Raw genomic sequence first — 15387 nt, forward strand, 5'->3', positions numbered from 1 at the left:
TATTCGGGGGTTTAACCCTGCTTTGCCTCGGCAAAACACTGGGCGATAATGTCCAGCCCCTGGCGGATTTGCGCATCTTCAATGGTCAGCGGGACAAGAATGCGCAGCACGTTGTAGTAAGGTCCGCAGGAGAGCAGGATCAGTCCTTTCTCACGTGCACGCGCCACTACTTCCGCAGTCAGTTTGGCGTCTGGTTTCGTGCGATCGCCATCTTCGAACAGTTCGATAGCAATCATCGCGCCCAGCCCGCGTACGTCGCCAATCTCACGATGGGTTTCCGCGATAGCCAGCAGGCCTTCGCGCAGGGTTTGTCCCAGCTCGTTGGCTTTTTGCAGCAGATTTTCCTGTTCGAAAATGTTCAGTACCGCCAGCGCGGCGGCACAGGCAATTGGGTTACCGGCATAGGTACCGCCCAGACCACCCGGTGGGATTGCATCCATGACTTCGGCGCGTCCGGTCACGCCTGCCAGCGGGAAGCCTCCGGCGATGGATTTGGCGAAGGTGGTGAGATCGGGCGCAACGCCCATCTGCTCCATGGCAAACAGCGTACCGGTGCGGCCCGCACCGCTCTGTACTTCATCCGCAATCAGCATGATCCCGTGTTCGTCACAAATGGCGCGCAGCTGTTGCATAAAGGAAGGAGAGGCCGCGTAAAAGCCGCCTTCGCCCTGAACGGGTTCAATCACGATGGCGGCGACGTCTTCTGGCGCGGCATCGTTTTTGAAAATGCGGTGAATGCTGGCGATAGCATCATCTTCACTGATGCCGTGCAGCGGGCAAGGATAAAGCGCACGATACACGTGGCCCGGCATCAGCCCCATTCCGGCGGAGTACGGATTGACTTTCCCGGTCAGTGACAGGGTGTAGTGGGTACGACCGTGGTAAGCGCCGCTAAAGGCGATAGTCCCCGTACGCTTGGTGGCGGCGCGGGCGATTTTCACCGCGTTTTCTACCGCTTCAGAACCGGTGGTCACCAGCAGGGTTTTCTTGGCGAAATCACCCGGCACTTTCTTATTCATGATTTCACACAGCTCCAGGTACGGCTCATAGGCCAGCACCTGGAAACAGGTATGAGACAGCTTTTTCAACTGCGCTTCTACCGCAGAGACGATCTGCGGATGCAGGTGACCGGTGTTCAGCACCGCAATACCGCCAGCAAAGTCGAGGAATTCACGGCCTTCAACGTCCCAAACCCGACAGTTTTCTGCCCGCTCGGCAAAAATAGGGTGGATCTGTCCTACGCCACGGGGAACGGCGTTGCTGCGACGTTGCATGAGTTCTTTGTTGGTGCTCATCAGGTGTTCTCCAGTATTTGTTTTATTAAAGGCCGATGCACATATATTTGATTTCTAAGTAGTCTTCGATGCCGTATTTCGATCCTTCACGGCCAAGACCGGAGGCTTTTATCCCCCCAAACGGGGCGACTTCGTTGGAGATAATGCCGGTGTTAATCCCGACGATGCCGTACTCCAGCGCTTCGCCAACGCGGAAGACGCGGCTTAAATCACGGGCGTAGAAATAGGCGGCCAGACCAAACTCGGTGTCGTTGGCCTGAGCGATGACGTCAGCTTCGTCTTTAAAACGAAACAGCGGAGCGAGCGGGCCGAACGTTTCTTCTTTGGCGACCTTCGCGTTATCTGGCACATCCACCAGGATGGTGGGCTGGAAGAAGTTACCGCCGAGCGCGTGAGGTTTACCGCCCGCGATAATGCGTGCGCCTTTATCCAGAGCATCGGCGATGTGTTCCTGCACTTTGGCAACCGCTTTCTCGTCGATCAGCGGTCCGGTGGTGACGTCAGGTTGCAGACCATCGCCGAGATGCAGCTTGCTCACCGCCTGCTGGAGTTTTTCGGCAAAACGCTCATACACGCCGTCCTGCACGTACAGGCGATTGGCGCAGACGCAGGTTTGCCCGGCGTTACGGAACTTCGATGCCAGCGCGCCCTCCACGGCTTTATCAAGATCGGCATCGTCAAAGACGATAAACGGCGCATTGCCGCCCAGCTCCAGCGATACTTTTTTGATGTCTTTGGCGCACTGCTGCATTAACTGACGGCCGATTTCGGTCGAGCCGGTAAATGACAGCTTGCGCACCAGCGGGTTGCCGGTCAGCTCGTTACCAACCTCGCTTGCAGAACCGGTCACTACGCTGAAAACGCCTGCCGGGATCCCGGCGCGATTAGCCAGTTCTGCCAGCGCCAGTGCGGAGTAAGGGGTCTGGCTGGCGGGTTTAAGCACCATCGTACAGCCAGCTGCCAGCGCCGGACCGGCTTTACGGGTGATCATCGCTGAGGGGAAGTTCCACGGCGTAATCGCGGCGGTAACGCCGATTGGCTGTTTGATGACGATCAGGCGTTTATCAGCCTGATGCCCAGGGATCGTATCGCCATAGATGCGTTTGCCCTCTTCGGCAAACCACTCAATAAATGAGGCGGCATAGGTGATTTCGCCTTTGGCCTCCGCCAGCGGTTTACCCTGTTCCAGGGTCATCAGGCGGGCGAGATCGTCCTGATGCTCAATCATCAGGTTGAACCAGCAACGCAGGATGTTGGCCCGCTCTTTGGCGGTCAGCGCACGCCAGGCGGGGAGGGCGCGGTTAGCGGCGTTAATCGCTTCGCGGGTTTCATCTGCCCCCATTTTCGGTACGCTACCCAATTGCTGACCGTTGGCGGGGTTGGTCACCGCGAGGGTCTCGCCGCTGTTGGCGTCACGCCAGTTGCCGTCGATCAGTGCCTGCTGGCGAAATAAGGTTGGATCGTTAAGTTGCATAATTGCTTCCTGTCTAAATCGTGTTAACGGGTGAATGCGGCGTGTAATGTTTCCACGCTACGTGCCGCACGCAGCGTATGTCCGGGATTACTCTGGTTCTCCAGCAGCGCATGAACTTTGCTGACAATATGTGCGCCGATAGGGATCGCCGACGTTGCCGCCGGAGAAGGGGCGTTACAGGTGTGAATTGAGCGTGGCGTGGTGACAAACAGAAAATCGTCGATAAGCTTGCCATCAGGTGATACCGCCTGTGCCCGTACGCCCGCAGGCCACGGTTGCAGATCCTTGAGCGTCAGGCTCGGGCAGTACTTTTGTACCAGCCGCAGATAACCGCTTTTGCACAGCGAATTCTTCATTTCACCAAGCCCTGAGCGCAGGTTGTTTTGCAGCACGCGGCGAATACCAGAAGAGCCGAGGATCTCCAGCGTATCGCTGAGCGAGAAGTCACGTTTACGGTAGCCTTCACGTTTAAATGCCAGTACCGCGTTGGGGCCGACGGTGACGCTGCCGTCAATCATCCGGGTCAGATGAACGCCGAGAAACGGCATCGCCGGATCGGGGATGGGGTAGATCAAATGGTTAACTATCTGATTATGTTCTGGCGCCAGGCGGAAATATTCGCCCCGGAACGGACAGATGATAAAGCCAGGTTCAACGCCGAGCATTTTTACCAGTCGGTCCGCCATCAGGCCAGAACAGCTAATCAGCGTCGCGCCTTCATATTCCTGGCCCTGACGGGTACGGACAATCACGCCCGCAGCATGCTCTTTCAGCGCGCTGACCTCGGCGTTGTAAATAATCTCCCCGCCTTTGGCCTGGAAAATTTTCGCCATCGCGGCGGTGACTTCGCGGTAGCTGACAATCCCGCTCGACGGGACAAAAATGCCGCCCAGTCCGGTGATATTGGGTTCACGCTCGCGAAGTTCCTGCGCATTCAGCCATTCGCGCTCCAGACCGTTAGCGGCGGTGCGATCCCATAGCGCGCGCATGCGCTCCATTTCAAGTGAGGAGGTGGCAACCAGCATTTTTCCGCAGACGTCGTAGCGGATGCCGTTTTGGTCGCAAAAGGCTTTTGTGGCGCGATTTCCGGCCAGGCAAAACTGTGCCTTCAGGCTGCCGGGGGTGTAATAGACCCCGGCATGAATGACGCCGCTGTTGTGGCCCGTCTGGTGACAGGCCGGGCCGGACTCTTTTTCCAGCAGCGCGATTTTGGCGTCCGGATAGACATCAATCAGTTGCATGGCGGTCGACATGCCGATAATGCCGCCGCCAATAATCACAAAATCATACATCCGCTTTTCCTTCGCGCTTACTGATGGGTCTGGTAGTGGTTGGTTGCGTACGCGAAATAACCACGCTGGCGCATCAGTTCGCGGCGCAGGTCCGGATGCGAAGTGAAACGATCGCGACCGTGCAGCCAGAACAGGTTGTTGATCAGCAGGAATTTACCTACTGAAACCGGAACGGAAATAATGCCCTTGCTGGTTTCCAGCGCATCGGACAGGTCACTCAGCCAGACGCCTTCTTCATAGTCTTTTGGCTGGACGAACTGGTCGATGTAGCGCATTACCGGGCGGCCCTGCTGGTCAACGTCAAATACCGGATGGAACACTTCCTGACTGACGTTTTTGCTTGGCGGTGCGGCAAAGCGCATGGCGCGACGCGCCAGAGGATGGGTAAAGTACTGCTCCAGATGCTCCCAGTCGTCGAGGTGCAGTAGCAGCGAGTTACCGCCGGTCATGTTCTGCTCGTCGATCTTCATCATCAGCACGTAATCGGTGATTTCTTCGAGGTAGGTTCCGTCGTTGTGCAATTCCATCACTCGGTGAGGCTGGCGCAGATAGCTGTCTGAGTTATCGACGTTTTTCACCACAAAACGAGCGTAATATTGACCGCTCATCGCATCAAAATTAGAGCGTCCGATGAGGTGCGCTACCGCCGTGGCCAGCTTGACCATCTCTTCCGCCTGCGCCACGTCGTCTACGCCAACGGCATTGATTAGCAGTGCGCCTTCGGCACGATCGAGCAGGGTTTTCAGCAGCAGGGGCTGTAACTGATTGCCGCACAGGTCGTCGAGGATCTTGCCCACTTTGAAGCGCAAGAAGGATTTGTATTCCAGCGCCTGAACCGGCCACTGCGCGACGACCTGCAGAAATTGCTCAGTGGTCTCAGCAGAAAAAGTCAGCTCCAGCAGGCGTGGGGATTGGGCTGATGGTTTCAGCGTGAAACCGCTGTAGTGCTGGGCAGGATCTTCAGCATTCGGTTTTACGGCAGTCAGTGCGTTCATCAAATCGTTCCTCTCAGTAGATTGTCAGGGAGATATGGCGCAGCTCGTTTCGTAGCCATAAATTAAAAATATCTACATTTTTGAAAAACGCGCACAGAATGAGCTTGTTTGTTTATTATTTGTGATCAAAGGCAACAATTATTTAACATTACGAATGGTGAGGATTTAGGGGCTGGTTGGATACAGAGTGGCTATTTCAGGGGTGAAAACCCCTGATTTTAAAGAGGAAGATAAGGTGTATTAGTGTTCCAGGGCGATGGCGCAGACGTGATCCACATGGGTCAGATCGTGGTATAAGTCGGGCAAGGTCATCTTTTGACGAATTACGATTTTGAGATTGACCTCAATTTTGCCCTTCTTGATATCCCTGATCGTGATGTTTTCGATAATGTTTTTCTGTTGATGAATGCGGGTTATCAGACTTTCGAGAGCGTCTCGTTCATCAAGAATAACCCGCACTTTAACTTTTCCGGGAAACTGGTTTCTGGTCTGTAAGAAAATAATGAATGGGCTTAGTTTGATCGCTAATAAAAATAAAGCCGTGGCAAAAACTGCATGAAAATAAAATCCGGCTCCGCAGGTGATTCCCACCCCTGCAGATGCCCAGACAATTGCCGCAGTAGTGAGCCCAGAGATAGCATCGTCGTGTCGGTGCAGAATGACTCCCGCACCGAGAAAACCAACGCCGCTGATAATCTGAGCCGCCAGGCGCATAGGATCGCTACGGATATTCATCGAAATTTCAGCATAGTATTCAGCAGATTGTATTGATACGACAGTTAACACACAGCTGGCTACGGATAAAATAACGCAGGTTTTGAAGCCGACCGGTTTCCCTTTCGATTCTCTTTCCAGGCCAATAATGCCACCCAGAATAAATGCAATGCTGATTTTGATGATCGTAGTTAAAGGCAACAATCCTTGCTCATTGATGATGGCGGCCAGATTATTCATGCAATTACCTTAATGAGAGAGTCTTTAACGATCAGGAGTTTGCTTTTTTCAATGTGAGGTCCGTTTTGCGTTTCGAAATATCGTCCCGGAAGAAAATCAGGAAGAATACGCTGACCACTGCGGCAACGCCTGCTGAAACTAGCCAGAATGTCTCCCATTGTGGTAACGCCTCTGGACCTTGTTCCGTCACGGTGTTGTTAAAGATTTGCCCGCATACGGTGGAGGCAAATAGCAGACCAACGCCGTTGGAGACGATAAATCGCAGGCTTTGGGCTTGTGCTTTAATCTCTGGCGCTGCTTTACGGTCAACATAAATGTCGCCCACGGTAAAGAAAAAGTCCCAGCAGAACCCTTGTAACATCAGGCCGATCAGCACAAACATCATGTTGGCATCCAGCGAGGCATTAGCAAATAATAGTGTGCGGATAATCCAGCAAACTGCGCCTAACATCAGTGTGATTTTGAAGCCAGCTTTTAGTAAGAAGAACGACAGCAGGAACATGAAAATGACTTCACAGGCGATGCCAACCTGCATCATTGAGGCGGCGTTATCGAATCCAAGCGCTTTTAAAAAAACCGGGATATAGGCGGAATAAGCCGTTTTGGGGATCATCAGGACAAAAATACTGAGCATCAAAACCGAGAAACTGCGGTCTTTGAAAAGCGCCAGAGCATCCAGACACAACAGATCGCGAAGCGTAAACACGCTTCCTTTTGCTTTCGGTGGGGTATTTGGCAACGTAAAACAGTACAGGCCGAGAACGACACCGGAAGCCGACGCAATATACCAGGTGATGGTATTTCCAGAATAACCCATTTCACCAATGATAAAGCCGATGACCATAAAGCCAAATGTGCCGAATACACGAATAAATGGGAAGTATTTTACCCCGTTAATGTGGCTGAAACTGATACTGTTCGCCAGCGCAGTTGTAGGATAAAACAGCAGACCAACAAGGAAAATCATGGTTAACGTCATACCTGTGTTTTGTGCCTCAATAAATTGCGGAACAAACAACAGTACACCAGCATTAATTAAATGCAGGATCGCCATGACTTTTTGTGACGAAAAAAAGCGGTCGGCGACCATGCCAATAAATAGCGGGGAAAGAATAGTCGCCAGGCCAAGCAAAGCATAGGATGAGCCAATAATTGTCGCCATACCATAGGTGCTCAATACCAGCCCCATGGTCATATTCCAGGCACCCTGCATGAAATATTGTATGAACATCATAATCAACAGGCGTGGTGTTTTATTAAGGTCCATATTGAATATCCTTATTGGTTGATGCTCAGGTTAAGCCCGTCCCAGGCGACAAGAATGTTTTCTTTATCGCATGCCGCAACGAGATCGTCGTGCAGCAGACCTCCGCTGTGTGAAATATGCGAGACGATAAGTTGGCTATTTTTCTCAAGGCAACCGAGTTCCGCAAGCCTATCTCTGGCGGCGAAGACGGTTTCCAGGCTCATGTGGTTATTCGTACGATTATCACCATTAAAACCGTAGGTGCATTCCAGGACAGCCAGATCGATTTTTTTCCCTTTCAGCCACTGCCATGTGAGCTCAGGAAACCAGCCTGAATCATGTCCGTAGAAAATTGACTGGCCTTCTTTTTCGATAAACCAGGTATAACAAAGCTCCCACTTGGCATGGTTAGCCAGCAGCGGAGTGATGCGGTATCCGCGAGTTTCAACGGTCACGAAGGGAACCAGGCAATGAAAAGCAAATCTTTCAGCGCTGTAGCCTGGCAGCACTTCAGCGGCACCGTTAATTGCACGGTCGTTACCAAAAATGTGCAGTGGATGAGTAATTTCGAATCCATACCCTTCCATCCGGCTAAAAAGATCGCCGACGTTGAAATGATCGGGATGAGTATGTGTGAACAATAGCGATCTGATCTCTGTTGCGTCCAGGCCATCTCGCAGCAGTTGTTGGCTGAATTCAGGTGCCACGTCAATTAGCAGTTCATCGTCGATAATCGCTGAAGAGTGTGTGCGCAAGTCTTTGCCTTTACGAATGCGGGCTTGCTGGCAGTGCTCACAACGGCAAAAAGGATTGGGGATCCCTTCAGATGCAGCGGTTCCCAGAAAATGAATCTTCATGTTTCCCTCTTAATGACAAATGCAATTGTTGTTTTTTTAGGCGTTAATGCAATAAAACGTAATTGGAACGTGTCAATTATGATTCCGGCGTTTTATATGAACAACGATCTTTTGCTTCAGAAGTGATCATCTTCAAATATTATAAAATTTATACTTATATTTCATTATGTTAATGTTTTTATATTATGAAGGGAGTCTATCAATAGCGTCAGTCTTTTATGATGACATGTTTATAAAATGCACTTTTTAATATTGTAACGTTCAAATTTAAGTGCTGAAGATAGTTTCCTAATGAGCGCCGTGCTAGCATCAAAGCATTAGGGGAAGGATGTAAAAATGCCAACTATCAAAGACATAGCAAGAATTGCCGGTGTGTCGCATGGGACTGTCTCGAATGTGCTCAATGGCAGAGGGAACGTAAGCGTCGAGAAGATTGAAGCGGTTCAACGTGCAGCCCGAGAAGTTGGCTATCAGTTGAATGCGCAGGCGCAATCGTTAAGAGCCAGCAAAAGTCAGGGAGTGGCATTGATTCTGCCTGACATCAATGCCGAACAGTACTTTCAACTCTATCGGGGATTGCATCAGGTTTGGCAGCCTTCATTAAGCGAACCAATTGATCTTTACCTGACCAACGATCTGCCCAATCTTGAGCTGGAGATTCTGCAAACGCTGGCGGCAAAGTCTTACCAGGCAGTTGTCTCGGTCAGTTGCCTGAATGACAGTCAGCCCTATTACGACTTGCTCAGGCTCTCCCCAGAAAATATTCTGTTTGCATATCGCCAGCCTGTCGGCGCAGTTTGTTATTTTAGTCTTGACTATGTGACTGCAGGCGAAGAAATAGCGAGGAGGGCGCTGGCGCAGCAGCCGGGCCATATTGGTATTTTCTGCGAACGTCTGGAATTTTCTCATAGCGCGAGCTTTACTCAGGCGATACAGGAAACCTGCCGGGAATTAAGTCCGCATACGAAGCTAACGATTTTACCTGCACATGCCAGTGAAGCTAACACCGTCGCTTTTGACTTTTTTCGCGGGGCAATTCCCGATCTGTTTATTGTCCAGGACTCTGAGAGAACGCGAGCACTGACGCAAGCAGCCTGGTTTGGAAGCTCCCAGTCCTGCCCGCCGATATTGCAACTGAGTGATAATCTCCCTGCATCCTTCGACGGGATCACAAGCTACCAGATGGATTATGGTCGCTTGGGGACAACTATTGCCTCCAGTATTCGCCTGCCCAAAAGTAAAGAAAAGCATCGTATTCTGACGAATTGCGGTTTTTCCTGGAATGGTCAGTACGTGCCGCCGCCTGAAACAGAGGCGACGCTGAATATGTTAATTTTACCGAGTCCTTCGACTGATGCGTTGAAGAAACTGTTACCCCACTTTTATCGCCAGACCGGTATTAAGGTTAATCTGGCGGTTTATCCCTATGATGAAGTTTTTGAAATCCTCTCCCATCTTCATCTACATCCTTATTACGATTTACTGCGAATCGATATGGCGTGTTTTCCCTGGTTTGCAGAGAAAGTATTATTGCCGCTGGAATCCGTCTCTTCTGAGCTTCCGTTGCTGTTGGAAAATTTCTCTGAGCAAATTCAACACCACTTCAGCATGGTGAATGGGACGGCATGGGCAATACCCTTCGATGCCAGTATGCAGCTTCTGTTTTATCGACGAGATCTGTTTGAAGACGCGACGATTAAACGGATGTTTTATGAAGCAACGGGAAAAGAGTTAACGCTGCCAGAAAGCTTTGCGCAATTTGATGAGATAGCGGCTTTCTTTAGTCAAATACATCAGCCAGAAAACAGGCAGCGCCCGATGGGAACAGCGGTGACGCTGGGAAGCTCGGGGCTTATTGCTACCGAGTATCTGCTGCGTTACTACGCACTCGGTGGGCGTTTGGTGCGTGAAGGCGAGCCGGTACAACTCGAGCCTTCACTTGCCGCAACTGCACTCGAACAATATCTACAACAGCTTTCTATCGCCGTGAATTTGCCCGGTGAGTGGTGGAGTGACGCGGTAAAACAGTTTGAGCGTGGAAATCTTGCCATGCTGATCATGTATCTCAATTTGTTTAACGATGTGGCGCATACGGCCATAGCGCCCACTATTGGCTATGCTCCCGTTCCGGGGCAACTTCCACAATTGGGGGGCGGTTCCATTGGAATGTCCCGCTACAGTAAAAAGAAAAAACAGGTTGAGCAGTTCTTTCATTGGCTTTATTCCGATGAAATTGCGCGCCATCTGGTTTTGCTGGGAGGAAATAGCGCCTGGTCTGGAATATGTCACGATCAAAACGTTCTCAATCTCTACCCGTGGTTTAATTTATTGAATGAAAAAGGCATGACGGGAATAAGGGAGTCTGAGGGAAGTAAAGGTGAACCTTTCAACCTGCGGCAGGCAGAGATTATCATCGGGCAAGGTGTGACGAATGCAATTAACGGCATTATGGATGTCACTCAGGCCGTGGAATATATCAATGCGCGAATAAGAAACGAAACGGGTGCCTGAAAATAGGCAGCGGCTTGCCTCTTACTGATGATGTAAGAGGCAAGGTAATGCTTTTATCAGTAACCGACTTTATAAATACGCCCGGTCTGGATGCCTTCCACACTGCGGCGGTAGGCGTTGGCGACGGTGGTGGCGGGCACGCTTTCAAAGCCCGGGAAGAAACTGTCGTAAGCTTCGGCGGATTCACTCAGCACGGTTGGACTTATCAGGTTAATGCGTTGACCATGGCCTAGCTCACAGGCAGCGGCGCGAACAAATCCTTCCAGCCCGGCATTAATCGTTGCGGCGTTTGTCCCCTGGGCGATGGGTTCGTGGGCGATAATGCCGCTAATTAACGTTATCGAGCCGCCATCATTCAGGAAATGCTGCCCGGTTAATGCCAGACGAATCTGGCCTAATAGTTTATCCTGAAGCCCCTGGTTAAAGTCTTGGTCGGTCATTGTCGACAGCGGCCCAAAGAACAGATTGCCGGTGGCGGAAACGATCGCATCTACCCGACCGACTTTTTCAAACAAGGCCTGGACACTCTCCTGCGAGGTGATATCGACCTGGTAATCCCCCTGAGTGCGACCCACGCGGACCACCTCATGTTTACGGCTCAATGCTTCTGTAACTGCGCGACCCACTGTACCACTGGCACCAATAATGACGATTTTCATAACCACCTCCGCAATAGTGTGAGCCGCTATTCTTTAATGAAATTGGAATCGGATAAACTGGCTAAAAGTTAGATGATTACTAACCAGGGGTTTGTAATATGGATAAACTGCGCGGCATGGAAACGTTTGTCGCCGTGGTGGAGAGTGGGAGCTTTACTTCTGCGGCGACGAGGCTCGAGATGTCTGCGGTGATGGTGGGAAAATATATCACCCAACTGGAAGCGCAGCTCGGCACGCGTTTGCTGGAGCGCAATACGCGCCGCCAGAGTCTGACCGATGCCGGACGTGTCTATTTTGAAGAAGCCCGTCGTGTGCTGGAGCAGGTATCGATAGCCGAACGTTCAGTAGAACGTCTGCGGCTGGCACCTGCGGGGACGCTGCGCATTAGCGCGCCCACTTCTTTTGGCGCTTGCGTGATCTCGCCGCTGGCCGCTGCGTTTTTACAGACCTGGCCAGAGGTGCGTATTGAACTGGATCTCACCAACCGGATGGTTGATCTGGTGAATGAAGGTGTCGATCTGGCGATCCGCATTGGCGATATCCATCAGACAGACGTGGTGGCGAAATACCTGTGTCCCTACCGTATGGCAATTTGTGCTTCGCCAGATTATCTTGCCCGCCATGGCACCCCCCGGACGCCCGCAGATCTGGTGGATCATCTGTGCCTGTCCCATACCGTGTGGACGGCTCGCAACGAGTGGATACTGCCTGGCGTGACGGGGGAGGTCAGATGGAAGCGCGATGCGATCCTGCGTTGTAACGATGGTCATGGCCTGCGTATGGCGGCGGTAGCGGGGGCTGGGCTGTTATTGCAACCTGAGGTGCTGCTGGCGCAAGAACTGGCTACGGGGAAATTGATTCGGATCCTGGAAGGGTTTACGCCGCAGCCGCGGCCAATTCATTTGCTGTGGCGACAGGATTTGCGTCCGTTGCCTAAGCTGACACGGTTTGTTGAGCACCTGCTGGAAGGAACGCGAAGTTTGCGCTGAAGATGAAAATGCCGGATGGCGTTGCGCTTATCCGGCCTACAACCGAGCCAAATTGTAGGCCGGATAGGGCGCAATAGCGCCGCCATCCGGCAATTTGTTAGCCGATATCCACCTGCGGTTTGCTGTTGCGTTTACGGATCATGCGCAGCACCGGCGGGACCACGATAACCAGTACCGCCATCACCAGCAGCACTTTCGCCACGCCGCTGGCCCACAGAATATCCATACTGCCGTTACTGATAGACAACGCCCGGCGCAGGTTCTGCTCCAGCATTTCCCCGAGAACGAAGCCCAGAATCAATGGCGACATTGGGAAGTGCATTTTACGCAGGATGTAGCCCAGCACGCCGAGGGCGACCATCAATACCAAATCGAAGGTGGTGCTGTGAACGGCGTACACGCCAACCGCGGAAACTGCCGCGATAGCCGGTACCAAAAACCACAGCGGGATGGTCAGCATGCGGGTAAACAGACCGATCAGCGGAATGTTCATCACCAGCAGCATTACGTTAGCAATCAGCAGCGCTGCAATCAGCCCCCAAACGATATCCGGCTGCTCGGTAAACATGGCTGGACCCGGGGTGATGTTGTACAGCGTTAGCGCGCCCATCATCACCGCCGTGGTACCGGAGCCCGGCACGCCGAGCGTCAGCATCGGAATAAAAGAGCCGCAGGCCGAAGCGTTGTTGGCGGCTTCTGGCGCCGCAACGCCGCGAATATCCCCCTTGCCAAAGCTGTCGCTGTTGCCGCTGAGCTTTTTCTCGGTCATGTAGGTGATGGCACTGGCAATGGTGGCGCCAGCGCCAGGCAGAACGCCGACGAAAAAGCCAATCACTGATGAACGCAGGGTGGCCCCTACGCACTGTGCGCCTTCTTTGGCGTTGAACAACATGCGGCCCGTTTTACGCACCAGCGTCTGGCCACTGCTGGTATGTTCCAGCATTAACAATATTTCAGAGACAGAGAACAGCCCAATCACCACCACGATAAACTGCACACCGTCAGAGAGATGGACACTGTCAAAAGTAAAGCGATAAACCCCGGTGTTGGCGTCTACGCCGACGGTCGCAAGTCCGAGACCGATAAGCGCTGCCAGAAATGATTTCAGCGGATTTTGCGCCATCATGCTGCCGAGACAGGCAATGGCGAAAACCATTAAGGCAAAGTATTCCGCTGGACCGAAGGCCAGCGACCATTGGGCTAACGCCGGGGCAAACAGAATGATGCCGCCGATGGCGATAAGCGAACCAAAGAAAGAGCTAACCGCCGAGATAGAGAGCGCCACGCCACCGCGTCCTTGCTGCGCCATAGGGTAACCATCCAGCGCGGTCATAATCGCCGCCGCATCGCCGGGAACATTCAACAGGATGGAGGAGATGCGCCCGCCATATTCACAGCCTATGTAGACTGTAGCCAGCAGGATCAGCGCGGATTCTGCGGGCAGATGCAAAGCAAAGGCCAGCGGCAGCAGGATCGCCACGCCGTTGATCGGCCCAAGGCCGGGCAGCAAACCCACAATGGTGCCGACAAAACAGCCTATCAAGGCGATGACCAGGTTTTCCGGTGTCATTGCCACCGCGAAACCCTGAGAAAGATAAATCCAGGTATCCATCGTTTCTCCGTTAACCCAGCCAGGCGCCGAGTGGTAAGGTGACGTCAAGCAGTCGGTCAAAGGCATACCACAGCAGAATGCCGAGCACCGCGCCGGAAATACCCGCAGCCGGGATGGTTGCACCGAACAGCATGCCAATCACCACGGTGAGAATGGCGGTGGCGATGGGAAAACCGAGCCACTCAAAACCCCAGGCGTACATCAACAGAACAATGACCATCGTCAGCAGCTTTTGCAGCACGTGGCGACGGGGCCAACTGATGGTGTCCGGATGGCGCAACAGCAGCGCCACGGCACAGACCAACATCAGACCGATAATGCCAAGCGGGAAGGGACGCGGCCCTACGGGTTCATAGCTGTATTCGCTGCTGATTTGCCAGGCCACGAACAGCCCGGCTATGCAGAGCAACAGCCAGATACCTGCAAAAATACGATCACTCATCATCTTTGCCTCTGCGTTTACTTCGCCAGACCGAAGGCTTTCGCCTGCTCACGATAATCCGTGACCTGCTTTTTCACGTAGTCGTCGAGCTGTTTGCCACTCATGTTGAATTCAAACAGACCGCGCAGATCACGCTGCTTTTTAAACTCATCGGTCTGCTGGAGTTTGTTAAAGGCATCAACCCACCACTGATACTCGGCGTCGCTGACTTTTGGCCCAACGTAGAAGCCACGAATGATAGGCCACACGAGGTCATAACCCTGCTCTTTGGCGGTTGGCACGTTGGCTAACTGGCCCGGCAGGCGTTCATCAGAGAACACCGCGAGCACGCGGATTTTGTCGCCGCTGAGGTAAGGCACCATCTCACTGAGATCGCCGGAAACCACCTGCACGTGATTGCCCATCAGTGCGGTAACCGGCTCGCCACCGCCTTCAAAGGCCACATAGCGCATCTTGTGTGGATCGACATTGGCTTTTTGCGCCAGCAGCGCCGACTTCATCCAGTCCTGGCTACCGATAGAGGCACCTGCACCAATGACCACGCTGTTAGGGTCTTTTTCCATTGCCGTCAGCAGATCTTTCAGCGTTTTCCACGGTGAGTCCTGGCGCACGGCAATCATGCCGTAGTCGGTACCCACACTTGCCAGCCAGCGGACATCATCCACGCCGTAGCGACCAAACTTGCCCTGTGACAGGTTCAGCAGTGAGCCGCCGGAGAAGGCCACTACGGTTCCCGCTTCAGCCGGGCGTTGAGCGACGATCGCGTTATAGGCCACGGCACCAACGCCACCGGGCATGTAGGTGACGCGCATCGGTTTTTCGATAGCGCCGGTTTCCATCATGCTCACCTGAATCAACTTACAGGTGAGATCGAAACCGCCGCCGGGTTTAGCAGGGGCGATACATTCAGTGCGCGATGGCGCTTGTTCCGCCAGTACAGAGGTACTCATCAATAAAATGCTTGCAGTAAGGGTACGAAGTAACTGTTTTTTCATTGTTTATCCTCACGCCGGAAAACCGGATTTTCGGGTACGGAAGAAGATTTTTGTGATTATGTGAGC

General features: G+C 52.7%; 13 protein-coding genes. 2 read left to right on the forward strand and 11 right to left on the reverse strand.

Annotated elements, in window-relative coordinates:
• Positions 1-11: 11 nt before the first annotated feature.
• The 7 genes from gabT to IB222_RS05465 form a co-directional block, all read right to left on the reverse strand.
• On the reverse strand, positions 12-1295 hold the full coding sequence (gabT, locus tag IB222_RS05435) for a 4-aminobutyrate--2-oxoglutarate transaminase (RefSeq protein ID WP_149385111.1): 1284 nt from the start codon (positions 1293-1295) through the stop codon (positions 12-14).
• Positions 1296-1320: 25 nt separating this feature from the next.
• A complete protein-coding gene (gene gabD / locus IB222_RS05440; RefSeq protein ID WP_149385110.1) occupies positions 1321-2769 on the reverse strand; it encodes an NADP-dependent succinate-semialdehyde dehydrogenase in 1449 nt (482 codons plus the stop codon).
• Positions 2770-2792: 23 nt separating this feature from the next.
• Positions 2793-4061, reverse strand: coding sequence for an L-2-hydroxyglutarate oxidase (gene lhgO, locus IB222_RS05445; protein WP_149385109.1), 1269 nt, complete (start codon positions 4059-4061; stop codon positions 2793-2795).
• Between the two features lie 17 nt (positions 4062-4078).
• Complete coding sequence (gene glaH, locus IB222_RS05450) at positions 4079-5056, reverse strand: glutarate dioxygenase GlaH (protein ID WP_149385108.1); 978 nt, start codon at positions 5054-5056, stop codon at positions 4079-4081.
• A 240-nt stretch (positions 5057-5296) separates the two neighbouring features.
• Positions 5297-6010 (reverse strand): MgtC/SapB family protein, encoded by a 714-nt coding sequence (locus IB222_RS05455; protein WP_123268103.1) that lies wholly within the window; start codon positions 6008-6010, stop codon positions 5297-5299.
• A gap of 31 nt (positions 6011-6041) precedes the next feature.
• Positions 6042-7277, reverse strand: a complete 1236-nt coding sequence (locus IB222_RS05460) for an MFS transporter (RefSeq protein ID WP_043017297.1) — start codon at positions 7275-7277, stop codon at positions 6042-6044.
• Positions 7278-7288: 11 nt separating this feature from the next.
• Positions 7289-8113 (reverse strand): MBL fold metallo-hydrolase, encoded by an 825-nt coding sequence (locus IB222_RS05465; RefSeq protein WP_043017296.1) that lies wholly within the window; start codon positions 8111-8113, stop codon positions 7289-7291.
• A gap of 336 nt (positions 8114-8449) precedes the next feature.
• Between IB222_RS05465 and IB222_RS05470 the strand changes: the two genes are divergently transcribed.
• Positions 8450-10624 (forward strand): extracellular solute-binding protein, encoded by a 2175-nt coding sequence (locus tag IB222_RS05470; RefSeq protein ID WP_149281771.1) that lies wholly within the window; start codon positions 8450-8452, stop codon positions 10622-10624.
• A 56-nt stretch (positions 10625-10680) separates the two neighbouring features.
• Here the strand turns inward: IB222_RS05470 and IB222_RS05475 are convergent, their stop codons facing one another.
• Positions 10681-11283 carry a short chain dehydrogenase gene (locus tag IB222_RS05475; protein ID WP_149385107.1) on the reverse strand — a complete coding sequence of 201 codons (603 nt, stop codon included), beginning with the start codon at positions 11281-11283 and terminating at the stop codon, positions 10681-10683.
• A 98-nt stretch (positions 11284-11381) separates the two neighbouring features.
• Between IB222_RS05475 and IB222_RS05480 the strand changes: the two genes are divergently transcribed.
• Positions 11382-12272 carry a LysR family transcriptional regulator gene (locus tag IB222_RS05480; RefSeq protein WP_003826023.1) on the forward strand — a complete coding sequence of 297 codons (891 nt, stop codon included), beginning with the start codon at positions 11382-11384 and terminating at the stop codon, positions 12270-12272.
• Positions 12273-12369: 97 nt separating this feature from the next.
• On the opposite strand, the gene IB222_RS05485 is transcribed toward IB222_RS05480, so the two are convergent.
• Genes IB222_RS05485 through IB222_RS05495 form a run of 3 tightly spaced genes read right to left on the reverse strand, consistent with a single transcriptional unit; the run spans position 12370 to position 15321 of the window.
• A complete protein-coding gene (locus IB222_RS05485) occupies positions 12370-13884 on the reverse strand; it encodes a tripartite tricarboxylate transporter permease (protein ID WP_003826025.1) in 1515 nt (504 codons plus the stop codon).
• Positions 13885-13894: 10 nt separating this feature from the next.
• Positions 13895-14329: a tripartite tricarboxylate transporter TctB family protein gene (locus IB222_RS05490; RefSeq protein ID WP_100247225.1), complete on the reverse strand. Its 435-nt coding sequence runs from the start codon at positions 14327-14329 to the stop codon at positions 13895-13897.
• Positions 14330-14343: 14 nt separating this feature from the next.
• Positions 14344-15321, reverse strand: coding sequence for a tripartite tricarboxylate transporter substrate binding protein (locus IB222_RS05495; RefSeq protein ID WP_003826029.1), 978 nt, complete (start codon positions 15319-15321; stop codon positions 14344-14346).
• Positions 15322-15387: the final 66 nt, after the last annotated feature.

It is taken from the genome of Citrobacter sp. C13, from assembly GCF_014596815.2.
Lineage (GTDB): Bacteria > Pseudomonadota > Gammaproteobacteria > Enterobacterales > Enterobacteriaceae > Citrobacter > Citrobacter portucalensis.

Coding starts and splice junctions, on each gene's coding strand:
- gabT (WP_149385111.1), bottom strand. CDS start 1,295: ATGAGCACCAACAAAGAACTCATGCAACGTCGCAGCAACGCCGTTCCC.
- gabD (WP_149385110.1), bottom strand. CDS start 2,769: ATGCAACTTAACGATCCAACCTTATTTCGCCAGCAGGCACTGATCGAC.
- lhgO (WP_149385109.1), bottom strand. CDS start 4,061: ATGTATGATTTTGTGATTATTGGCGGCGGCATTATCGGCATGTCGACC.
- glaH (WP_149385108.1), bottom strand. CDS start 5,056: ATGAACGCACTGACTGCCGTAAAACCGAATGCTGAAGATCCTGCCCAG.
- IB222_RS05455 (WP_123268103.1), bottom strand. CDS start 6,010: ATGAATAATCTGGCCGCCATCATCAATGAGCAAGGATTGTTGCCTTTA.
- IB222_RS05460 (WP_043017297.1), bottom strand. CDS start 7,277: ATGGACCTTAATAAAACACCACGCCTGTTGATTATGATGTTCATACAA.
- IB222_RS05465 (WP_043017296.1), bottom strand. CDS start 8,113: ATGAAGATTCATTTTCTGGGAACCGCTGCATCTGAAGGGATCCCCAAT.
- IB222_RS05470 (WP_149281771.1), top strand. CDS start 8,450: ATGCCAACTATCAAAGACATAGCAAGAATTGCCGGTGTGTCGCATGGG.
- IB222_RS05475 (WP_149385107.1), bottom strand. CDS start 11,283: ATGAAAATCGTCATTATTGGTGCCAGTGGTACAGTGGGTCGCGCAGTT.
- IB222_RS05480 (WP_003826023.1), top strand. CDS start 11,382: ATGGATAAACTGCGCGGCATGGAAACGTTTGTCGCCGTGGTGGAGAGT.
- IB222_RS05485 (WP_003826025.1), bottom strand. CDS start 13,884: ATGGATACCTGGATTTATCTTTCTCAGGGTTTCGCGGTGGCAATGACA.
- IB222_RS05490 (WP_100247225.1), bottom strand. CDS start 14,329: ATGATGAGTGATCGTATTTTTGCAGGTATCTGGCTGTTGCTCTGCATA.
- IB222_RS05495 (WP_003826029.1), bottom strand. CDS start 15,321: ATGAAAAAACAGTTACTTCGTACCCTTACTGCAAGCATTTTATTGATG.